Origin of the sequence: Rhodococcus sp. BP-316, from assembly GCF_019836105.1 — a bacterium.
Taxonomy (GTDB): domain Bacteria; phylum Actinomycetota; class Actinomycetes; order Mycobacteriales; family Mycobacteriaceae; genus Rhodococcoides.
The window spans coordinates 269,843-291,671 of the sequence record NZ_JABUEE010000001.1; the positions used below are offsets into that span (position 1 = coordinate 269,843).

A 21,829-nucleotide genomic window follows, 5' to 3' on the forward strand; every position below is an offset into this window, starting at 1 on the left:
TCACCCTATGCGGAGCGGGTCGACCTGGATTCGCAGCGCCGACGCGGTCTTCTTCGCTCCCACCACGGCCCGTGCCTCACCGAGTGCGCGGGAGAGGGCGGCACCGGACGATCGCGGGACGCGGACCAGCATCCGCTCGACGGGCGCGGACGAGTCGGCGTCGATCTCGCTGCCGAACGGCAGCCGCTCGCCGGGTGGCAGGTCCACGGGTCCCAGCGTGACGGCGTCGTCCGGGAGCCGCGCCGAGTCCAGCAGGGCGCGCAGCGATTCGGTGGTGCCGTCCACGGCGGCGATGTGCACCGCGGGTGGAAACCCGACCTCGGTGCGTTCGGAGAGTTCGGTGCGCGCGTGTCCGACCGGGTCCCACCGCACCAATGCCTGCACGGTGGGCAGTCCCGAATCCGCGACCACGACCACCTCACCGCCCTCGGCCGACGGGCGCACGAGGGTGGCGGCGGCCATCCAGCGGCGAAGGGTCTGCTCTGCGGCGCGCAGATCCGCTCGACCCAGCAGCGCCCACCCGTCCAGCAGCAGCGCGGCACCGTAGCCGCCGTCCGCGACGGGTTCGGCGCCCACGGTGGACACGACGATGGCCGGGCCGGCCGGCACAGTGTCGAGCACCGAGGTGCCGCCGGACTGTCGCACTGTGACGCCGCTGAACGCCCGGCCCAGCTCCTCGGCGGTCCGTCCTGCGCCGACCACGACGGCGCGCAGTGCTCGTGAACCGCACGTGGGGCACGAGTACGACGGGTCGGCGGTGCCGCACCACCTGCACGTGGGGCTGCCCGCGCCGTCGGCACCGGGCGCGGACGGCAGCGCCAGGGGTCCGTGGCACCGTCGGCACCGGGCGGGCGTCCTGCACTTGGAGCAGGCGAGGGAGGGCACGTACCCGCGCCGCGGGACCTGGACCAGCACGGGGTGCCCGGCGGTGAGCGACGCTCGGGCCGCCGCGAAGGCGATCGCCGGGAGTCGCGCCGCGCGCGCTCCGGGGTCGCGGGCGAGCGCGTGGTCGCTGTCCGCGAGAGCGGTGACTCGTGGAACGCGCCCGCGGACGGTGTCACGGGTGGCCACGAGATCGTGCGCCCACCCCGTCTCGACCAGAGCCTGTGCCTCCGCCGTCCGGGAGAAACCGCCCACCACCGCGGCGCACCCGGCTCGGTGTGCACGCAGCAACGCGACCTCGCGGGCGTGGGGGTACGGCGCACGCGGTTCCGACAACGAGTCGTCGCCGTCGTCCCAGACCACCATCAATCCCGGGTCGTGCACCGGGGCGAAGACGGCGCTGCGCGTTCCGATCACGACGCGAGCGCGGCCACGAGCGGCGGCGAGCCACCGTCGGTAGCGTTCTGCGGGACCGAGCCCCGCGGCGAGCGCGACCACCGCGTCGTCGTCGAGGACGGCTCGGCAGGCCGTGTCCACGCGATCGAGATCGCGCTGGTCCGGGACGACGAGAACGGCTCCCCGTCCCGACGACACGGCCACGGCTGCCAGGTCGGCGAGCCGGGCCGCCCAGTCCTCCCCCGGCAACGCCTGCCAGACCGCCCGCGGCGCCCGACCGCCGCCGAGCGCGTCGAGGAACTCGGCGCCGTGCCGGTACGCGGACCACTCGTCGCGGCGAAGGACGGGGATCGACTGCGCACCGGAGGCGAGAGATTCGTTCTCCACCCGCGCGTGTCGGGGTGGAACCGCGAGACGAAGAACGTCCGGACGGGTGCCGGCGTAGCGCGTGGCGACGGCGTCGACGAGACCGAGCAGTTCGGGGCCGAGCACCGGCTCGGCGGAGACCACCTTGTCGAGGAAGCCGAGCTTCCCCGGATGGTCGCTGGTGTCGAGGCGGGCGAGCAGGAACCCGTCGACCAGACGCCCGGCGAAGCGGACGCGCACACGCACACCGGGTTGCGCCACGGCATCGAGTTCGGCGGGGACGACGTAGTCGAAATCGCGATCGAGGTGGGACAACGCGAGCATGGGAAGCACGCGGGCAATGGGCCGGGTGGGGGCCGGTGAGCGCACACCGGATGCGGTGGCACTCACCGACCGACCCCTTTCAGACGATGATCACGAAGTGGAGCGAGACGTCACAGACCTGCGGCGGACCGCAACTTCTCGGCACGGTCGGTGTTCTCCCACGGCAGATCGATGTCCGTGCGGCCGAAGTGGCCGTACGCCGCGGTGGGCGCGTAGATCGGACGCAGCAGGTCCAGATCACGGATGATCGCGCCGGGACGCAGGTCGAACACGTCGGTGATGGCGGACTGGATCTTGAGCGGATCCACGTTCTCGGATCCGAATGTCTCGACGAAGAGACCGACGGGAGCGGCCTTGCCGATGGCGTAGGCGACCTGCACCTCGACTCGTTCTGCGAGGTCTGCGGCCACGACGTTCTTGGCCACCCACCGCATCGCGTACGCAGCGCTGCGGTCGACCTTCGATGGATCCTTGCCCGAGAACGCGCCGCCGCCGTGGCGGGCCCAGCCGCCGTAGGTGTCGACGATGATCTTGCGACCGGTCAGGCCGGCGTCGCCCATCGGCCCGCCGAGGACGAACTTGCCGGTGGGGTTGACGAGCAGGCGTACCGACGAGGTGTCGAGCGAGTCGTGCCCGAGCTCGGCCAGTACGGCCTCGAGGACATGGGTCCGGATGTCCGGGGTCAGCATGTTGTCGAGATCGATGTCGGCCGCGTGCTGGGTGGAGATGACCACGGTGTCGAGGCGAACGGCCTTGTTGCCCTCGTACTCGATGGTGACCTGGGTCTTGCCGTCGGGACGCAGGTACGGCAGCACCTCGGTCTTGCGCACCTCGGTGAGGCGACGCGACAGCCGGTGCGCCAGTGCGATCGGCAGCGGCATGAGCTCGGGCGTGTCCTTGATGGCGTAGCCGAACATCAGGCCCTGGTCGCCCGCACCCTGACGGTCGATCTCGTCGTCGGTCAGACCCTCGACGCGGGACTCGTGCGAGTTGTCGACGCCCTGGGCGATCTCGGGCGACTGCGCGCCGATGGCGACGTTGACCCCACAGGAGTTGCCGTCGAAGCCCTTGGCCGACGAGTCGTAGCCGATCTCGAGTACCTTCTCGCGCACGATGTGCGGGATGTCGGCGTACGCGGTGGTGTTGACCTCACCGGCGACGTGAACCTGCCCGGTGGTCACCAGGGTCTCGACGGCGACGCGTGCGCGCGGATCGTCGGTCAGGAGCGCATCCAGGATGGAGTCGCTGATGGCGTCACAGATCTTGTCGGGATGACCCTCGGTGACGGACTCGCTGGTGAAGAGCCGACTGGCGGACGTGCTCACAGATGTTTCCTCTCGTACACGCATGAATGTGTCGACATGATCGAACCGCTCCCCGAGACGCCAGTCGACGATAGACGGAGCCACCGACGTCTCGAGTACTGCGGGTCACCGCGAGTCGTCGGCGCTCGTACACTCCTGCGACGTCGGTGACGGTTGACGCACGCGCAACAGGGGCACCAACGCATCGATCACACGAGACGACATGAGCGCCTTCGATCCGTGTTCGAGCGCCAGCTCGGTCCCGTCCGCGGACAGGATCCAGCCGTCGTTGTCGTCCATCTCGAATGCTTTACCCTCACCGACCGCATTCACAACCAGGAGGTCGCACTTCTTGCGTGCCAGCTTGGCGCGGGCGTGCGTCAGCACGTCGCCGTGCTGGTCGCCGGTCTCGGCCGCGAAGCCGACGATCGCGGCGTCGGCGGCCAGGTCACCGGCATCGCGTGCCGCGACGAGGCCGGCCAGGATGTCGGCGTTGCGCGTGAGCGGGATGGTGTCCGGCTCGTCGGCACCCTTCTTGATCTTGCTGGTGGCGAGCGTCGTCGGCCGGAAATCGGCGACGGCGGCGGCCATGATCACGGCGTCGGCACCGACGGCGGCGGCCGTGACCGCGGTGCGCATGTCCTCGGCGGTGCGGACCGTCTCGACGCGGACACCGGCAGGAGCGGACAGGTCGCTGGTGTAGCCGGAGATCAGCAGCACGTCGGCACCGCGCTGGGCGGCGACCCGCGCGAGCGCATAACCCTGCTTGCCGGAGCTGCGGTTGCCGAGGAACCGCACCGGGTCCAACGGCTCGCGCGTGCCGCCGGCGGAGACGACGACGCGCCGCCCCTCGAGGTCACGAGGCAGCGCATCGGGTCGCTCGAGCAGCAGCTCGGCGATGCCGGCGATCTCGTCCGGCTCGGGCAGACGGCCCGCTCCGGTGTCCTTGCCGGTGAGCCGACCCGAGGCCGGCTCGATCACCGTGACACCCCGCCGACGCAACGTCGCGACGTTCTCGACGGTCGCGGGGTGGTCCCACATCTCGGTGTGCATGGCCGGCGCGAACACGATCGGGCACCGCGCGGTGAGCAACGTCGCCGTCAACAGGTCGTCGGCGCGTCCGGCAGCGGCCCGCGACAGCAGGTCGGCCGTGGCCGGGGCGACGACGACGAGATCGGCGTTCTGGCCGAGGCGGACGTGCGGTACCTCCGGCACGTCGGCGAACACTCCGGTGTGCACCGGGTTGCCCGACAACGCCTCGAAGGTCGCCCGGCCGACGAACTGCAGCGCCGACTCGGTGGGGACGACGCGGACGTCGTCACCCGCCTCGGTGAAGTGGCGGATCAGCCCGCACGCCTTGTACGCGGCGATCCCTCCCCCGACACCGACCACGACGTGACGCCGTGTCGTCGTGTCCGAGGGAGACAGGGAACTCACTCCCCTTCGACGTGCTCGAGAAGGTCGGCGTGGATCTCGCGCATGGCGATGGACAGCGGCTTCTCCTGCAGACCCGGTTCGACGAGGGGGCCGACGTACTCGAGTATGCCGTCACCGAGCTGGTTGTAGTAGTCGTTGATCTGACGCGCGCGCTTGGCGGCGTAGATGACCAGCGCGTACTTCGACGACGTCCGGTCCAGCAGCTCGTCGATGGGCGGGTTGGTGATGCCCAGCGGGGTGTCGTACGTCGCCACGTCGATACGGGAGAAGGAATCGGACACGTTCGCCAAGGGACTACTCACAAATGCTCCTGAAGATTCACCGGGGCGGATGCCTCGGAAGAGAAAACTGGTGTTACCTGTGCGGTCACGCGGTCCCGAACTCACCGTTCGGGACGCCACCGACCAACAAGGATACCAACTCCGCGCACGCTCGGTCGACATCGTCGTTCACGATGACCGTGTCGAACTCGTCGGAGGCCGCCAGCTCCTCGCGCGCGGTCTCGAGCCGACGCTCGATGACGTCCTGCGGTTCGGTGCCGCGGCCGGTGAGCCGACCCACCAGCACGTCCCAGGAGGGCGGCGCGAGAAACACGAGCAGAGCCTCCGGGGCGGCGGCACGGACCGCGCGCGCACCCTGCAGATCCACCTCGAGGAGAACCGGCTCACCGGCGGCGAGCGCGCGACGCACGGGCTCGGCGGGCGTACCGCTCCGGTGCAGGCCGCGGTGGATCTCCGCCCATTCGAGGAGATCACCGGCCTCGATCATGCGATCGAACTCCGCGGCGTCCACGAACCGGTAGTCCTGTCCGTGCACCTCGCCGGGGCGGGGATCGCGCGTCGTCGCCGACACGCTGAAGTACAGATCGGGAAGCTGCTGACGCACCTTCGCGACCACACTGGACTTACCGACGGCGGAAGGGCCGGCCAGTACCACCAGCCGGCCCTTCCTGAGCGAGGAGTCCTCGCTCGACACTGCCGTCGACTCGTTGTCGGTCGACACGTCGCTGTCAGGCCTCGAAGTCGAACCTGGCGAGAAGCGCCTTGCGCTGACGATCGCCCAGTCCGCGCAGGCGGCGGGTGGGTGCGATCTCCAGCTCGGTCATGATCTCCTGAGCCTTGACCTTGCCGACCTTGGGCAGAGCCTCGAGCAGTGCGGACACCTTCATCTTGCCGAGGATCTCGTCCTCTTCGGCGTCCTTGAGGACCTGCTTGAGGTCGGTTCCGCCGCGCTTGAGGCGTTCCTTGAGCTCAGCCCGGACACGACGAGCTTGTGCCGCCTTCTCCAAGGCAGCAGCGCGCTGCTCATCGGTCAACTGGGGAAGGGCCACGGTTCCTCCGTCTCATCGGTGAATCTCTGTCGAGAAGTGCATTCCGTACTCGCGTCACGCGATGTGCGCGAGCCGGCCGTTCTGGTACATCCAGTCACTGCCACCGGATTGACCAGCGGCGATAGCGACCGTACCCGGGCAGGGCGCCGATTGCGAACTTGCCCCCCGCCGCCGTGTCGCCGCGATGGTGGTCTATGCGAGGGCGTGCTCGACGGTGTCGCGAGCGACGATCGCCGCTCCCCGTAGAGCGGCCACGTCCGGACCGTGTCGCAGGACGTCGCGGGAAGAGTTGGGCAGCAACAACTCTGACGAACCCTGGAACAGGGAGGGCAGGTCCTGCGCGGTGGCACCCTGGGCGCCGAGTCCGGGCGCGAGGATCGGCCCCGAGAACGTCCGCAGATCGAGCCCGTGTCCGCGTGTCGCACCCACCACGAGACCCATGACGTCGTCGTTCGCCCGCGTGTTGACCGCCGCGGCCTCGTCGACCACGGCCTGCGCGACGCTCGCACCGGTGGCGGTGACCGCCTGTTGCAGCGCCGCGCCCTCGGGATTCGACGTGCGTGCGAGCACGAACAGGCCGCAGCCGTGCTCAGTCGCCTGCTCGACGAACGGCGTCAGCGCACCCACCCCGAGGTAGGGCGAGACCGTCACGGCGTCCGAGGCGAGTGGTGAGGACGGGTCCAGCCACGCCCGGGCGTACGCCTCCGACGTGGACCCGATGTCCCCACGCTTCGCGTCCGCGACGACGAGCACGCCCGCCGCACGCAGATCGGCGATGGTCCGCTCGAGCACGGCGAGTCCACCGGACCCGAAGCGCTCGAAGAACGCCACCTGCGGCTTGACCACCCCGATGTCCGACGCGAACGCCTCGACGCAGAGCCGCGCGAAGCGGTCGAGGCCCGCCACGGTGTCGTCGAGGCCCCACGACGCGAGGATCGCGGAGTGCGGATCGATGCCGACACACAGGCGTCCCCGCGACCGGACGGCCGCGGTCAGCTTCCTGCGCCACACCCCGGCCTCCGGACTACCGGTCACCGAGGGGTGACCGGGTCGGTCGTGGCCGTCGGCCCGGTGCCTGCTCGCAGGTACGTCGTCAGCGAGCTGTGCAGATCCTGGAGCGACTGCACCCCGATGTCGCCGCGGATGCTCGCCTCGATCCCCTGCACCGCGGCCGCGGCACCCTGCACGGTGGTGATGCACGGGATGTTGCGCGCCACCGCGGCGCTGCGGATCTCGTACCCGTCGACCCGCGGGCCGGAGTTGCCGAACGGAGTGTTGAACACCATGTCGACCTCCCCCTCGCGGATCAGGTCCACGATGGTCCGCTCACCGTCCTCGAGCACGTCGGAGTGCTTGCGCACCACGTCGCTGCTGATGCCGTTGCGGCGCAGCATCTCCGCCGTTCCCTCGGTCGCGAGGATGCGGAAGCCCAGATCGGCGAGCCGCTTGACCGGGAACACCATCGACCGCTTGTCGCGGTTCGCGATGGACACGAAGATCGACCCCGTCGTCGGCAGCGAGCCGTACGCGGCGGTCTGGCTCTTCGCGAACGCGGTACCGAAGTCCGCGTCGATTCCCATGACCTCGCCGGTCGACTTCATCTCGGGGCTCAGGAGGGTGTCGACGCCACTGCCGTCCGCCTTGCGGAACCGGTTGAAGGGCAGCACGGCCTCCTTGACCGCGACCGGTGCATCGAAGGCAGCGTGCCCGCCGTCACCGGTGGGCGGCAACACGCCGTCCGCCCGCAACTCCGCGATGGTCGCGCCCAGAGCGATACGGGCCGCGGCCTTCGCGAGCGGCACCGCCGTGGCCTTGGAGACGAAGGGCACCGTGCGGCTCGCACGAGGGTTGGCCTCGAGCACGTAGAGCACGTCGTCCTTGAGGGCGTACTGCACGTTGAGCAGCCCGCGGACCCCGATCCCGAACGCGAGCGCCTCCGTCGATCGGCGGACCGCGTCGATGTCGGTGCGGCCGAGCGTGATCGGGGGCAGCGCGCACGCGGAGTCGCCGGAGTGGATGCCCGCCTCCTCGATGTGCTCCATGACGCCGCCGAGGTAGACCTCGGTGCCGTCGCACAGGGCGTCGACGTCGATCTCGATCGCGTCCTCGAGGAACCGGTCCACCAGCACGGGGTGCTCCGGCGTGAGCTCGGTGGCGCGGGAGATGTAGTCGTCCAGCGACGCCTCGTCGTAGACGATCTCCATGCCGCGTCCGCCCAGCACGTACGACGGACGCACGAGCACGGGGTAGCCGATCTCGCTCGCGATGCGCTTCGCGCCGTCGAACGTGGTGGCCGTGCCGAACTTCGGCGCGGGCAGACCGGCGGCGACGAGCACCTCACCGAACTCCTTGCGGTCCTCCGCCAGGTCGATCGCCTCGGGCGACGTGCCGACGATCGGCACACCGGCGTCCTGCAGTCGCTGCGCGAGACCGAGCGGCGTCTGCCCACCGAGCTGGCAGAGGACACCGACGACACCTGGTCCACCTTCGCCCGACTCCTTCTCCGCCAGGTACACCTCGAGCACGTCCTCGAACGTGAGCGGCTCGAAGTACAGACGATCCGCCGTGTCGTAGTCGGTGGAGACGGTCTCGGGGTTGCAGTTCACCATCACGGTCTCGTAGCCGGCGGCCGAGAGCGTCGTGGCCGCGTGCACGCACGAGTAGTCGAACTCGATGCCCTGGCCGATGCGGTTGGGACCGGAGCCCAGGATGAGCACCTTGCCGAGCGTGGTCTGCGGGGCCACCTCGGTCTCCGCGCCGGGATCGAGCTCGTAGGTGGAGTAGTGGTACGGCGTCTTCGCCTCGAACTCCGCGGCGCACGTGTCGACGGTCTTGAACACGGGCCGCACTCCCAGCCGGTGGCGCAGCGAGCGCACCCCGTCCTCCCCCGCGAGCTCGGGACGCAGTGCCGCGATCTGCCGATCGGACAGGCCCGAGTGCTTCGCCCGACGCAGCAGGTTCTCGTCGAGGACGGGAGCGTCGAGCAGCCGGGTCCGCAGTTCCACCAGACCGGCGATCTCGTCGATGAACCACGGGTCGATACCGGACGCGGCGGCGACCTCCTCGACGGTGCCGCCGAGGCGCAGTGCCAACTCGGCGTCGTAGATGCGTCCCTCGGTGGGAACCTTCAGGTCGGCGAGCACCGCCTGCAGATCGTGCGCCCGGTCCCCTGCCAGCACCTCGTCCGACGTGGTCCAGAATCCGGTGGCCTTGGTCTCGAGCGACCGCAGCACCTTGCCGAGCGCCTCGGTGAAGTTGCGGCCCAGGCTCATCGCCTCGCCGACCGACTTCATCGTCGTCGTGAGGGTGGCGTCGGCGCCCGGGAACTTCTCGAACGCGAAGCGCGGCGCCTTGACGACGACGTAGTCCAACGTCGGCTCGAAACAGGCCGGTGTCTCGCCCGTGATGTCGTTGACGATCTCGTCGAGGCTGTACCCCACCGCGAGCTTCGCCGCGATCTTGGCGATCGGGAATCCCGTCGCCTTCGAGGCGAGTGCACTCGACCGCGAGACGCGCGGGTTCATCTCGATGACGATCAGACGACCGTCCTTCGGATCGATCGCGAACTGGATGTTGCATCCGCCCGTGTCGACGCCGACCTCGCGGAGGATGGCGATGCCCAGATCGCGCATCTTCTGGTACTCGCGGTCGGTGAGCGTCATCGCCGGAGCGACCGTCATGGAGTCGCCCGTGTGCACACCCATCGGGTCCACGTTCTCGATCGAACACACGATCACCACGTTGTCGCGGTTGTCGCGCATCAGCTCGAGCTCGTACTCCTTCCACCCGTAGATGGACTCCTCGATGAGCACGTTGGCGGACGGCGACGCGGCCAGTCCGCCGCCGGCGAGACGCTCGAGATCCTCGGTCGTGTACGCCATGCCGGAGCCGAGCCCGCCCATGGTGAAGCTGGGCCGGATGACGACGGGCAGGCCGAGTTCGGCAACGGTGTCGTGCACCTCGGCCATCGTGTAACAGACACGCGACCGGGCACTCTCGCCGCCGACCTTCGCGACGATGTCCTTGAACTTCTGGCGATCCTCACCACGCTGGATCGCCTCGAAGTCGGCTCCGATGAGCTCGACGTCGTACTTCTCGAGGATCCCCTGCTCGTGCAGCGCCACCGCGCAGTTGAGCGCCGTCTGGCCGCCGAGGGTGGCGAGCACCGCATCGATGGGATGGCCCTCGGCCTTCTCCTTCGCGATGACCTTCTCGACGAACTCCGCCGTGATGGGTTCGACGTAGGTGGAGTCCGCGAACTCGGGGTCCGTCATGATCGTCGCCGGGTTCGAGTTCACGAGGCTGACCCGCAGGCCCTCCTCGCGGAGCACACGGCAGGCCTGCGTTCCGGAGTAGTCGAACTCGCAGGCCTGACCGATGACGATCGGTCCGGATCCGATGACCAGGATGTGCTGGAGGTCTGTGCGCCGTGGCATTACTGGCCGGCTTTCTTGTCGAGGAGCTGCAGGAAACGGTCGAAGAGGTACTCGGCGTCGTGCGGACCGGCCGCGGCCTCGGGGTGGTACTGCACCGAGAACGCCGAGTCGTCGAGCAGGCGGACACCTTCGACGGTGCCGTCGTTCGCGCACGAGTGGCTGACGATCGCCCGGCCGAACGGGGTGTCGAACTCCTCGCCGGCCTCGCCCTCGAGTGCGAACCCGTGGTTCTGGGCCGTGATGGAGATGCGGCCCGTGCCGTGTTCGATCACCGGGATGTTCATGCCCCGGTGACCGAAGGTCATCTTGTAGGTGGAGCGGCCGAGTGCGCGGCCGAGGATCTGGTTGCCGAAGCAGATGCCGAACAGCGGGGTGCCGTCGCCGAGCACCTGCTCGGTCAGCCGCACCACCGAGTCTGCGGTGGCCGGGTCGCCCGGTCCGTTGGACAGGAACACGCCGTCCGCGCCGAGTGCCCGCACCTGGTCGATGTCGGCGTTCGCCGGGACCACGTGGACCCGGATTCCCCGCTGCGCGAACATGCGCGGCGTGTTCGACTTGATGCCGAGGTCGACCGCGACGACGGAGTACCGGGGCTCGCCCTCGGGGTCGACCGTGTACCCCTCGGTCGTGCTCACCTCGCCCGCCAGATCCGCACCCACCATGCTCGGCTGGCTGCGCACGGTCTCGATCAGCGCGTCGACGTCGGTGAGGGCCTCGCCGGAGAAGATGCCGGCCTTCATCGACCCGCGGGTGCGCAGGTGCCGCACCAGCGCGCGGGTGTCGATCTCGGCGATGCCGACGACGTCCTGCCGCGCCATCTCCTCGCCCAGGGTGCCGGTCGAGCGCCAGCTCGAGCTGCGGCGGCTGGGGTCGCGGACGGCGAACCCGGCGACCCACATACGGGAGTCGTCGGCGTCGCCGGTGCGTCCGACGGACTCGTTGTCCTCACCGTTCCAGCCGGTGTTGCCGATCTGAGGGGCCGTGGCCACCACGATCTGGCGGTGGTAGCTCGGATCGGTCAGCGTCTCCTGGTAGCCGGTCATGCCGGTGCAGAACACCGCCTCGCCCAGGGTCGAACCCCGGGCTCCGAACGCGGTGCCACGGAAGATGCGCCCGTCCTCGAGGACCAGTGCCGCGGCGTCCTGGGTGCTCACGCGGTCTCCTTCTCGTCACTGCTCGTGTCGTCCACCCACTGCGGGTAGACCGTCTTGTCGTCGGCTCGGAAGCCGGTGTCGATCTCGGTGCCGGTGGGCAGTTCCCAGCGGACGACCAGCAGGCCGTCCCTGGTCATGACCTTGCCGGCGAGGCCACGCTCGGTCCGCACGGCGCGGAGCGAGTCGGCGGGCATCCAGATGTCGGACTCCCCCGTGCGCTCGAGCAGGATGCCCGTCTCGTAGCGCGTCAGCGTTCCGGTGGCGCGATGGCCCATGTCGCCCACGGCGATCCGGTTCTGCCAGCTCGGGGCCAACGTCGATCCCACGTACAGACCTGTGCAGGCCGGGGTGACGACGGCGCCGAGCTGCTCCGGCACGGCCGGGAGGGTTCCGATCGCGTCGGCCTGACGCTTCTGACGGTTCTTCCAGCCCCAGATGATCAGGCCGATCATGGCGACCCAGAACACGAGGAAGCCGACCACCAACAGCACTCTGTCCATCTAGTTCATCCCTCCCGATGGCGCGGCCGCGACTCCGTCGCGGCTGGTGATCCGTCCGCGCAGCACCGTCGCGGTGACCTTCGCGGGCAGCTCGAGCGACTCGTACGGGGTGTTGGCGGACAGCGAGGCCAGATCCCTCGGGACGACGGTCCACCGGACGTCCGGGTCGACGATCGTCAGGTTGGCGGGCTCTCCGACCGCGATGGGCCGACCCTGGTCGGTGAGCCCGACGATCTCCGCCGGTCGCTCGCTCATGACCCGTGCGACGCCGCGCCAGTCGAGCAGACCGGTCTCCACCATGGTCGTGACGATCACCGACAGGGCGGTCTCGAGACCGAGCATGCCGGGCCGGGCCTGCGAGAACTCGCAGCACTTGTCCTGCTCGGCGTGCGGCGCGTGATCGGTGGCCACGCAGTCCACGACACCCGAGGCCAACGCCGCGCGGAGTGCCTGGACGTCGGAGGCCTCCCGCAGCGGCGGGTTCACCTTGTTCACGGCGTCGTAGGTCTCGAGACGCGAGTCGTCCAGGAACAGATGGTGCGGTGTCACCTCGGCCGTGATGGCGATGCCCTGCTTCTTCGCCCAGTCGAGGAGCTCCACGGTGCCGGCGGTGGAGGCGTGGCAGATGTGGACGCGGCTGCGCGCGTCCCGCGCGAGGATCGCGTCGCGGGCGACGATGGACTCCTCCGCGGACCGCGGCCATCCGGTGAGACCCAGGCGCGCCGCGGTCGGACCCTCGTGGGCGACGGCACCTTCGGTGAGCCGCGGCTCCTCGGCGTGCTGCGCGATGAGCACTCCCAGGCCGGCCGCGTACTCGAGGGCACGGCGCATCAGCAGTGGGTCGGCGACGCAGTGACCGTCGTCCGAGAACATCCGGACCGCACCGACACCGGCGTTCATGGTGGCCATCTCCGCCAGGGCCTTGCCCTGCAGGCCCACGGTGACGGCGCCGACGGGGTGGACGTCGACCAGCCCGACCTCCTGGCCACGACGCCACACGTGGTCGGTGACCACCACGGAGTCCGCGACCGGAGAGGTGTTCGCCATCGCGAAGACGGCGGTGTATCCGCCGAGAGCTGCTGCGGCGGAACCCGTCTCGATGGTCTCGGTGTCCTCGCGGCCCGGCTCCCGGACATGAGTGTGCAGATCGACGAAGCCGGGCAACAGAACGCCACCGGCGCCGTCCACGATCTCGGCACCGTCGGGAACGGTGACGTCCGCGCCGATCGCGTCGATGACACCGCCCGACACCACCACGTCCACGGGATCACCCTCGCCGTAGGGGCGCACCGAGCGCAGCACCACGGTCCCGGTCATCGCGCGAGTCCCGGTGTCGGATCGGACCCGATGAGCAGGCGGAACAGCACTGCCATACGCACGTGCACTCCATTCTGGACTTGTTGCAGGACCGCGGTCTCGGGTGCGTCGGCGACCGAGAAGCCGATCTCCATGCCGCGGAGCATCGGACCGGGGTGCAGCACCACCGCGTGGTCGGGAAGCAGATCGAACCGCTTCTGCGACAACCCGTATCCGATGGAGTACTCCCGCGCCGACGGGAAGAAGCCACCGTTCATGCGTTCGGCCTGGACGCGCAGCATCATGACGGCGTCGAGCGCCGGCAGTTCGGAGTCGAGCGACGGTGCCACGGTGACGGGCCAGGTCTCGATGCCGACCGGCAGCAGAGTGCGCGGCGCGACGACCACCACCTCGGCACCGAGCGTGGCCAGCAGGAACGCGTTGGACCGGGCGACGCGGCTGTGCAGGACGTCACCGACGATGGCGATGCGGCGGCCCTCGATTCCGCCGAGACGCTGGCGCAGCGTCAGCGCGTCGAGCAGCGCCTGGGTGGGATGCTCGTGCGTGCCGTCCCCGGCGTTGATCACGGCCGGACCCGAGCCGTCGGACAGGGCCGTCCACTGGGCGATGCGGTGCGCCGCACCGGACGCGGGGTGCCGCACGATCAGGGCGTCCGCGCCGGCCGCTCGCAGCGTGAGGGCGGTGTCGCGCAGCGACTCACCCTTCGACGCGGAGGAGCTGCTCGCGCTGACGTTGATGACGTCCGCGCTCATCCACTTGCCCGCGACCTCGAACGACACTCGGGTGCGCGTCGAGTTCTCGTAGAAGACGGTCATGACCGTCTTGCCGCGCAAGGTGGGGAGTTTGCGCACGTCGCGGCCGAGCAGCGCCTGCTCGAAGCGCTCCGCCTCGTCCAGGATGTCGGTGGCGTCGTCGCGGCTCAGGTCCATCGTCGACAGCAGGTGCCGGGCACTCACGAGAGCTCCACCCCGTCTCGACCGTCGTGCTCGTCGAGCAGCACCGAGACGTCCTCGGTGCGCGCGGTCGGCACGTTCTTGCCCACGTAGTCCGCGCGGAGCGGGAGTTCGCGGTGGCCGCGGTCGATGAGCACTGCGAGCTGCACGGCCCGCGGACGCCCGAGATCGCGGAGAGCGTCGAGCGCGGCGCGCACCGATCGGCCGGAGAACAGCACGTCGTCGACGATCACGACGAGAGCGCCGTCCACACCGGTGTCGGGCATCGAGGTGCGCTCGAGCGCGCGATGGGGCTTGCTGCGCAGATCGTCGCGGTAGAGCGTGATGTCGAGAGAGCCGACCGGCGGGCGGAGTCCGGAGTACTCCTCGATCCGGTCCGCGAGGCGCGTGGCGAGAGTGGAACCGCGAGTGGGGATACCCACGAGAACCAGCGGAGCGGCGTCGGCCGAGCCGAACGCGGTCTTCTCGATGATCTGGTGGGCCATCCGGGCGATGGTGCGGCCGACGTCCGCCGACGACAACAGCTCGCGGGACTGGCCTGCTGGACCGGGGGTACCGGGCTCGTCTGAGGACACGAGAACAGGTGACCTCCTTCTCCGCCTCACTGGACGGATCGTTAAAGGATGTCTGACGCGGTGACTATACCAACCACGCCGGGCTCGAACTCAGCTCGAGGCGGGCGGTACGGCGTCGTCGGCGGTGTTCTCCGTCACGGGCCGGCTCTGCGCCGCCGGACGCGCCGCCGCGGCGGCGCGCACCTGGGGTGCGACGAGCACGATCTGGCCCAGCACCCCGTTGACGAAGGACGGCGAGTCGTCGGTGGAGAGTTGCTTGGCCAGCTCGACCGCCTCGTCGACGGCCACCACCGGCGGGACGTCGACCGCGTTGAGCAGTTCCCAGACCGCGACGCGCAGGATCGCGCGGTCGACGGCGGGGAGACGATCGAGAGTCCACTGGTGCAGGTGATCCCCGATGACCGAGTCGACGCGGTCGAGGTTCTCGGCCACTCCGGTCACGAGAGTCGTGGTGTACGCGTTGACCGGCGCCACCGTCTCCTCGTGAGCGGACAGCTCGCCGCGCTCGGTCGCGAGCACCACGGGATCGAGATCCCGAGCCTCGGCCTCGAAGAGGAAGTCGACGGCACGCTTACGCGCCTTGTGCCGTGCTCCGAGCTTCTTCGCCGCCGGCTTGCCCGGTGCGGCAGGGTTCTTGGAAGGCTCGCTCACTCAGGAATTCACGCGCCCGAGGTAGTTGCCGTCGCGGGAGTCCACCTTGAGCTTGTCGCCGGTGTTGATGAAGAGCGGCACGTTGATCTCGGCACCCGTCTCGAGGGTCGCCGGCTTGGTGCCACCGGTGGAGCGGTCGCCCTGCAGACCCGGATCGGTGTGCTGGACGATCAGCTCGACCGTGACCGGCAACTCGACGTACAGCGGCAGCCCCTCGTGCATCGCCACCTGGACCTTCATGTTCTCGAGCAGGAAGCGCGAGACCTCGCCGATGGTCGCCTCGGCGACGGAGATCTGGTCGAAGGTGTCGCCGTCCATGAAGACGTAGTCCGAACCGTCGTGGTAGAGGTACGTCATGTCGCGTCGGTCGACCGTCGCGGTCTCGACCTTGACGCCCGCGTTGAAGGTCTTGTCGACGACCTTGCCCGACGTGACGTTCTTGAGCTTGGTGCGCACGAAGGCCGGTCCCTTACCAGGCTTGACGTGCTGGAACTCGATGATGGACCACAACTGGTTCTCGATGTTGAGAACGAGTCCGTTCTTGAAATCACTGGTGGAAGCCACTTGCTTCGCGTCTCCTCGTCGACTGTCGTCTCGGTCTCTCGGTACCCGGACGCCGCGCACGGCCTCCGGGCCTGACAAGCACTGGTCGGCAGGCCCTCGCCTACAGAACGGTGAACTCTTTGCTGGTGAGCGTCAGCAGTTCCGGCTCGTTCTCTCGAACGATGAGCGTGTCCTCGATCCGTACGCCTCCGCGACCGGAGAAGTACACGCCGGGCTCGACTGTCACCGCAGCACCGCAGAGCAGTGTACCGGTGCCGGTGGCACCGATTCCCGGCGCTTCGTGGATCTCGAGTCCCACGCCGTGGCCGAGTCCGTGCAGGAACTTGTCCCCGTGCCCCGCGTCCACGATGACCGAGCGAGCCGCTCCGTCCACCGCCTGCACGTCGGCGCCGGGGAGGACGGCGGCGCGTCCGGCGGCCTGTGACTGTTCGACGAGGGCGTACAGCTCGCGCTGCCAGTCCGCGGGGGTGCCCAACACGTAGGTACGCGTCATGTCGGAGTGGTACCCGTCCACCTCCGCGCCGAAGTCCAGCTTCACCAGGTCACCCTGCTCGAGCACCGCACCGGTGGGGCGGTGGTGCGGCACCGCCGAGTGTGCGCCCGCGGCCACGATGGTTTCGAACGAGATGGCGTGCGCTCCCAGCTCGAGCATGAGGAACTCCAGATCGATCGCGACCTGCTTCTCGGTCCGGCCCGCGCTGATGCCACCCCGCTCGATCAACGCGGCCAGCGCGGCGTCGGCGACACCGCAGGCGCGTCGCAGCGCGTCGATCTCGCTCTCGTCCTTGATCATCCGCAGTTTCTCCACCAGTCGCGGCATGCGCTGGAGCGAGAGCGAGGACGCGGCGTCGGACCATGCCTGATGCTCGTCGACGGACACGACGTGCGATTCGAATCCGACGGTCTGCCCGCCCCGCGCACCGCCGGCGTCCTGCAGCAGGCGAACAGGGCCCGCGCGGTCGATCACCGCCGCGAGGTCGGGCACCTGCTCGGCCACCTGCGTCACGTACCGACCGTCGGTGCACACCACGGTGCCGGACTCGTCGGAGGCGGAGTCGTGCGCACTCAGCAGCAGCGCGGCATTGGAACCGGTGAACCCCGTGAGGTAGCGGACGTTGAGCAGATCGGTCACCAGGAGCGCGTCGGCCTCCCGGTCGCGGACGAGTTCTCGGAGGGCGTCGCGCCGTGCGGCGCGGTCGGAGGACGGCATCTCTCGAACCTACCGCCGCCGTCACCGACGGCCGGCGACACCGGTCCGCCCGACGACACCGCACCCGGATATGTGGGCAGAAGCACACGCGACCGACCGGGGTGATTACTGTGTGCAGCATGACTGGGTGGGTGGTTCGCGGTGTGGGGATGGCGCTGGTTCATGTGGTGGCACGAGTGCTGCTCGCGCTGGCGGTCTCCGCCTGGCCCGCGCAAGGGTCCGTGTTGCGCATGATCACGCTGGCCGCCGTCGTTCTCGTGGCCGTCGTGTGGGGCGGAATCGACGGGATCAACGCGCACCGCCGCGGTGACCACGGCGAGGGCCGGACCGATTTCACGATGCTGTGGCTGAAGGCGTCGGTCGTGGCCGGTGTTCTCGCCGGGCTCGTCTGCTGGGTGTTCTCGGCGGTGGCGAACCTCGCGGTGAGCAGCAACTCCCTCTTCTTCGAGGTCACCTCCGGCGCGGCGTTCACGATTCTGCTCGTCTTCATCCCCACGGTCATCGCCGTCACGGTGGGCCGCTGGCTGGCCGGACGCGGCGACGACAAGCAGGAGGACCTGCGGCCGGGCAAGAAGGAGGACGCGACCGAGCGCGACCGCGTCACCTCCGGAGCACCCGCACGGGGCGAGTCGGACGCCGACACCGAGGTCTTCGCGCCGGTCCGGGACTCCGATCGGCGCCCGAACCTCGCGAAGGGCGACCGCTCCTCCTGACTGACCCCGTCGTCAAAGGAAGATCGACGACCCCGTCGTCGGCTCCTCACGCGCCACTGCGGAGTACGCGGCGGCCAGGAGCGCCGGATCCGGTCCCTCGAGGCGGCCCGGCTTGGCCAGTCCGTCCAGCACGACGAAGCGCAGCAACCCGTTGCGGTTCTTCTTGTCCGTCTGCATGCCCGACAGCAGATGGGCGAACGCGTCCGCGTCGTAACTGACGGGCAGTCCCACCGCCTGCAGGATGCTGCGGTGCCGGTCGGCGACATCGTCCGACAGTCGCCCCGCGAGACGTCCGAGCTCGGCGGCGAACACCAGACCCACGGAGACCGCGGCGCCGTGGCGCCACTTGTACTTCTCACGGCGCTCGATTGCGTGTCCCAGGGTGTGGCCGTAGTTCAGGATCTCGCGAAGATCGGACTCCCGGAGATCGGCCGCGACGACCCGAGCCTTCACCTCGATGGAGCGCCGGATCAGCTCGGGCAACACCTCGCCCGTCGGGTCCAGCGCGGCAGCGGGATCCGCCTCGATGAGGTCGAGAATGACCGGGTCGGCGATGAATCCGGTCTTGATCACCTCGGCGAGCCCGGCCACGATCTCGTTGTGCGGCACCGTCTCGAGGGTCGCCAGGTCCACCAGGACGGCGGCAGGCTCGTGGAAGGCACCGACGAGGTTCTTCCCGGCATCGGTGTTGATGCCGGTCTTGCCTCCCACGGCCGCGTCGACCATGGCGAGCAGCGTGGTGGGCACGTGCACGATGCGGACGCCGCGCATCCAGGTGGCCGCGACGAAGCCGGCGAGATCGGTGGCCGCGCCGCCGCCCAGGCTGACCACGGCGTCGCTCCGCGTCAGACCGATGCGGCCGAGCACCTCCCAACAGAAGCCGGCGACGGCCAGTTCCTTGCCGTCCTCGGCATCGGGGATCTCGATGCGGTGTGCGTCGATCCCGTTGTCCGCCAGTGCTGCTCGGACGGCCTCGGCGGTCTCGGCCAGCGGAGGCTGATGGAAGATCGCGACGGTGCGCGTGCCCGCGAGCTGCTCCACCAGGTCGGTGAGCAGACCGCGACCGATGATCACGGGGTACGGGTTCGCCGTCCGGACGTCGATACGAACAGGTTCTGTCACGAGAGCGTCTCCTGTGCTGGGGGTGGATCCTGCGGTGGTCGGGTACGGCCGGTCCGTGGTGCCGACTGCCGCGGCAACGGTCCCGGATCGGTGGGGATCGGACGTCCGCCCTTGCGCCGGATCCGGCGCCGCGGCGAGGTCCGCTGCGGCGGTGCGGCCGGCGCGGGGACGCGGTCGGCGGGGGCGACGCCGAGACGGCCGAGCACAGCGGTGACGACGCGAGCGGGGCTGCGGCCGTCCGTGCGGACACGGATGGTGGACACCTCGCGGTACAGGGGTCGCCGAGTGCGCATCAGTTCGCGGTACTTCGCCCGCGGGTCCGAGCCGGCCAAGAGGGGTCGCGAAGCGTTGGCAGTGGTCGCACCGGTGCGCCGGAGGCCCTCGCCGACACTGATCTCGAGGTAGACGACGGTGTGACCGCGGAGCGCCGCACGAGTGCGCGAGGACAGGATCGCCCCACCGCCCAGGGACACGATGCCCGGATACGTGCGCAGCGCATCGAGCACGATGCGCTCCTCGATGGCACGGAACTCCGCCTCACCGCTCTCGGCGAAGATCTGCGGGATGGTGCGGCCGGTGTCCTTCTCGATGGCCACGTCCGTGTCGTACACCTGCGTGCCCAGGGCCTGAGCCAGCCGTCGGCCGATGGTGGACTTCCCGGCGCCGGGTGGCCCGATCAGCACCGCGCGCGGCGGACCGGAAACCTCCCCGGCCTCACCGGTCTCCCCCGACCGGCGTCCGGCCTGCCCGGCATCCTGCGACCGGCCTCCGGCCTGCCCGGTCATCGCGGCGGACGGGCTTGCGCGTTCTCCACGTAGCGGCGCACGTTGCCGGCGGTCTCGGCGACGGAGTCGCCTCCGAACTTCTCCAGCGTGGCGCGGGCGAGCACCAGAGCCACCATGGTCTCCGCGACGACCCCCGCGGCCGGCACGGCGCAGACGTCGCTGCGCTGGTGGATGGCCACCGCACCCTCGCCGGTGGACATGTCCACCGTCGCCAGGGCACGCGGAACCGTGGAGATGGGCTTCATGGCCGCGCGCACCCGCAGCGGGGCGCCGTTGGTCATGCCGCCCTCGATGCCGCCGGCGCGGTTGGTGGTGCGGACGATCCCGTCCGGGCCGGGGAGGATCTCGTCGTGGGCGGCGCTGCCGCGGCGGCGTGCGGTCTCGAACCCGTCGCCGACCTCGACACCCTTGATGGCCTGGATGCCCATGAGTGCCGCGGCGAGCTGCGCGTCGAGCTTGCTGTCGCCGGTGACGAACGAGCCGAGTCCCACGGGAAGGCCGTGGACGACCACCTCGACGATGCCGCCGAGGGTGTCCCCGTCGCGCTTGGCCGCTTCGATCTCGGTGATCATGGACTGCTCGGCCACGGCGTCGAACGCCCGCACGGGGCTGGCGTCGATCGCCTCGATGTCTCCCGCCGACGGCTCCGGGCCCTCGTACGGGTCGGACGCGCCGATCGAGATGACGTGCGACAGGACGTCGACGCCGAGGACCTGTTTCAGGAACTGTCGCGCGACGGTGCCGACCGCGACGCGGGCGGCGGTCTCCCGTGCGCTGGCGCGTTCGAGCACGGGCCGGGCGTCGTCGAAGCCGTACTTGAGCATGCCCGAGTAGTCGGCGTGGCCGGGGCGCGGACGGGTCAGGGGCGCATTGCGCGCGAGGTCGGCGAGCACGGCGGGATCGACCGGGTCGGCCGCCATGACGGTCTCCCACTTCGGCCACTCCGTGTTGCCGATCTCGATGGCGACGGGACCGCCGAGCGTCGAGCCGTGCCGGACACCGCCGATGACGGTGACCTTGTCGGCCTCGAACTTCATGCGGGCGCCGCGGCCGTAGCCCAGGCGTCGTCGGGCGAGCTGAGCTCCGATGTCCTCGGAGGTCACCTCGACTCCGGCCACCATGCCCTCGAGAATGGAAACCAGGGCAGGGCCGTGAGATTCTCCGGCAGTGATCCATCGCAACACGGATCGATCTTTTCACGTCCCGGCGTTCACCCACGCCACCAGGGTCGCCGCACACAGAGCGGGTCCGTGCGGAATCCCCGCCGCTCCCCCGGTTCGTCCCGTCATCGCCGCCAGCACCAGCGTCGTCGTCGGTGCCAGCACGGCGGCCACGGTCCACACGGACGGCCCCGAGACCGCGCCCAGTCCCCCGAGTGCGAGACACAGCTTGACGTCGCCGCCTCCGATCGATCCGGGTGACGCCACCGACCCGACGAGGTGGACACCGGCCAGAGCCAGGCCGCCGAGGAGCGCCGACTCGCCCCCACCCTGGTGGGCGGCTGCCAGGAGCACCGCACCCGCGGCGGGCAGCGTCAGATCGTCCGGCAGGCGGTGACGGACCAGGTCGACGAGCGCGACGGCACAGGACCACGCCCCGACCGCGAGGATCGCCACGTCGGTGGTGACCGCGCCGAGCGCGGCACCGACGACGGCGGCCGCGAGCAGGTCGGGCACCGTCGGCGTCACCCACCGACCGACGGTGAGAAGAGCGAGGCAACACAGCGCGGATCCGAGGAGGACGGTCATGCAGTCACGGTGGCACCGGTGACTCCCATGATCCGTGCCGCGGCGACCCGCCCGGGGACGAC

At 69.9% G+C, this 21,829-nt stretch carries 20 protein-coding genes and 1 pseudogene; 1 reads left to right on the top strand and 20 read right to left on the bottom strand.

The genetic code is table 11. The annotated features are described in order from the left end of the window. The 16 genes from HQ312_RS01200 to HQ312_RS01275 form a co-directional block, all read right to left on the bottom strand. On the bottom strand, positions 1–1,968 hold the full coding sequence (locus HQ312_RS01200; protein ID WP_222637797.1) for a primosomal protein N': 1,968 nt from the start codon (positions 1,966–1,968) through the stop codon (positions 1–3). A 110-nt stretch (positions 1,969–2,078) separates the two neighbouring features. Next, positions 2,079–3,293, bottom strand: coding sequence for a methionine adenosyltransferase (metK, locus tag HQ312_RS01205; RefSeq protein ID WP_027505264.1), 1,215 nt, complete (start codon positions 3,291–3,293; stop codon positions 2,079–2,081). A gap of 105 nt (positions 3,294–3,398) precedes the next feature. Next, complete coding sequence (gene coaBC, locus HQ312_RS01210; RefSeq protein ID WP_056444715.1) at positions 3,399–4,709, bottom strand: bifunctional phosphopantothenoylcysteine decarboxylase/phosphopantothenate--cysteine ligase CoaBC; 1,311 nt, start codon at positions 4,707–4,709, stop codon at positions 3,399–3,401. After that, on the bottom strand, positions 4,706–5,011 hold the full coding sequence (rpoZ, locus tag HQ312_RS01215) for a DNA-directed RNA polymerase subunit omega (RefSeq protein WP_027505263.1): 306 nt from the start codon (positions 5,009–5,011) through the stop codon (positions 4,706–4,708). The genes coaBC and rpoZ overlap by 4 nt, the downstream gene beginning before the upstream one ends. A gap of 64 nt (positions 5,012–5,075) precedes the next feature. Then, entirely contained in the window at positions 5,076–5,645 is a 570-nt protein-coding gene (gene gmk, locus HQ312_RS01220) for a guanylate kinase (RefSeq protein WP_056445214.1), read from the bottom strand. 73 nt (positions 5,646–5,718) lie between these two features. Then, on the bottom strand, positions 5,719–6,039 hold the full coding sequence (gene mihF / locus HQ312_RS01225) for an integration host factor, actinobacterial type (protein WP_027505261.1): 321 nt from the start codon (positions 6,037–6,039) through the stop codon (positions 5,719–5,721). Between the two features lie 192 nt (positions 6,040–6,231). After that, entirely contained in the window at positions 6,232–7,074 is an 843-nt protein-coding gene (gene pyrF, locus HQ312_RS01230; protein ID WP_308115638.1) for an orotidine-5'-phosphate decarboxylase, read from the bottom strand. Beyond that, a complete protein-coding gene (carB, locus tag HQ312_RS01235; RefSeq protein WP_051613218.1) occupies positions 7,071–10,475 on the bottom strand; it encodes a carbamoyl-phosphate synthase large subunit in 3,405 nt (1,134 codons plus the stop codon). Before carB ends, pyrF begins: the two co-directional genes overlap by 4 nt. After that, a complete protein-coding gene (gene carA, locus HQ312_RS01240) occupies positions 10,475–11,629 on the bottom strand; it encodes a glutamine-hydrolyzing carbamoyl-phosphate synthase small subunit (protein ID WP_222637598.1) in 1,155 nt (384 codons plus the stop codon). Before carA ends, carB begins: the two co-directional genes overlap by 1 nt. After that, a complete protein-coding gene (locus HQ312_RS01245) occupies positions 11,626–12,129 on the bottom strand; it encodes a hypothetical protein (RefSeq protein WP_027505258.1) in 504 nt (167 codons plus the stop codon). Before HQ312_RS01245 ends, carA begins: the two co-directional genes overlap by 4 nt. Beyond that, the gene (locus HQ312_RS01250; protein ID WP_222637599.1) at positions 12,130–13,446 is read right to left on the bottom strand and encodes a dihydroorotase; all 1,317 of its coding nucleotides are present in this window, start codon (positions 13,444–13,446) and stop codon (positions 12,130–12,132) included. Further along, on the bottom strand, positions 13,443–14,402 hold the full coding sequence (locus HQ312_RS01255) for an aspartate carbamoyltransferase catalytic subunit (RefSeq protein ID WP_308123758.1): 960 nt from the start codon (positions 14,400–14,402) through the stop codon (positions 13,443–13,445). The genes HQ312_RS01250 and HQ312_RS01255 overlap by 4 nt, the downstream gene beginning before the upstream one ends. Continuing rightward, positions 14,399–14,974, bottom strand: a complete 576-nt coding sequence (pyrR, locus tag HQ312_RS01260; protein ID WP_056444721.1) for a bifunctional pyr operon transcriptional regulator/uracil phosphoribosyltransferase PyrR — start codon at positions 14,972–14,974, stop codon at positions 14,399–14,401. Before pyrR ends, HQ312_RS01255 begins: the two co-directional genes overlap by 4 nt. Before the next feature lie 90 nt (positions 14,975–15,064). Beyond that, on the bottom strand, positions 15,065–15,625 hold the full coding sequence (gene nusB, locus HQ312_RS01265; protein ID WP_051613217.1) for a transcription antitermination factor NusB: 561 nt from the start codon (positions 15,623–15,625) through the stop codon (positions 15,065–15,067). Then, the gene (efp, locus tag HQ312_RS01270) at positions 15,626–16,189 is read right to left on the bottom strand and encodes an elongation factor P (RefSeq protein ID WP_027505254.1); all 564 of its coding nucleotides are present in this window, start codon (positions 16,187–16,189) and stop codon (positions 15,626–15,628) included. A gap of 100 nt (positions 16,190–16,289) precedes the next feature. After that, positions 16,290–17,399, bottom strand: coding sequence for a Xaa-Pro peptidase family protein (locus HQ312_RS01275; protein WP_027505253.1), 1,110 nt, complete (start codon positions 17,397–17,399; stop codon positions 16,290–16,292). A gap of 119 nt (positions 17,400–17,518) precedes the next feature. On the opposite strand from HQ312_RS01275, the gene HQ312_RS01280 reads away from it, so the two are divergent. Beyond that, positions 17,519–18,112 (top strand): B-4DMT family transporter, encoded by a 594-nt coding sequence (locus tag HQ312_RS01280; protein ID WP_222631037.1) that lies wholly within the window; start codon positions 17,519–17,521, stop codon positions 18,110–18,112. A gap of 12 nt (positions 18,113–18,124) precedes the next feature. Here HQ312_RS01280 and aroB read toward each other — a convergent pair whose 3' ends face one another. The 4 genes and pseudogenes from aroB to HQ312_RS01300 form a co-directional block, all read right to left on the bottom strand. Continuing rightward, positions 18,125–19,234, bottom strand: coding sequence for a 3-dehydroquinate synthase (gene aroB, locus HQ312_RS01285; RefSeq protein WP_027505251.1), 1,110 nt, complete (start codon positions 19,232–19,234; stop codon positions 18,125–18,127). Positions 19,235–19,425: 191 nt separating this feature from the next. Continuing rightward, a pseudogene (locus tag HQ312_RS01290) lies at positions 19,426–19,917 on the bottom strand (shikimate kinase); the annotation flags it as partial. Between the two features lie 98 nt (positions 19,918–20,015). Continuing rightward, positions 20,016–21,203 (bottom strand): chorismate synthase, encoded by a 1,188-nt coding sequence (gene aroC / locus HQ312_RS01295; protein ID WP_027505250.1) that lies wholly within the window; start codon positions 21,201–21,203, stop codon positions 20,016–20,018. 12 nt (positions 21,204–21,215) lie between these two features. After that, positions 21,216–21,767, bottom strand: a complete 552-nt coding sequence (locus HQ312_RS01300; RefSeq protein ID WP_056444731.1) for a prepilin peptidase — start codon at positions 21,765–21,767, stop codon at positions 21,216–21,218. Between the last annotated feature and the right edge of the window lie 62 nt (positions 21,768–21,829).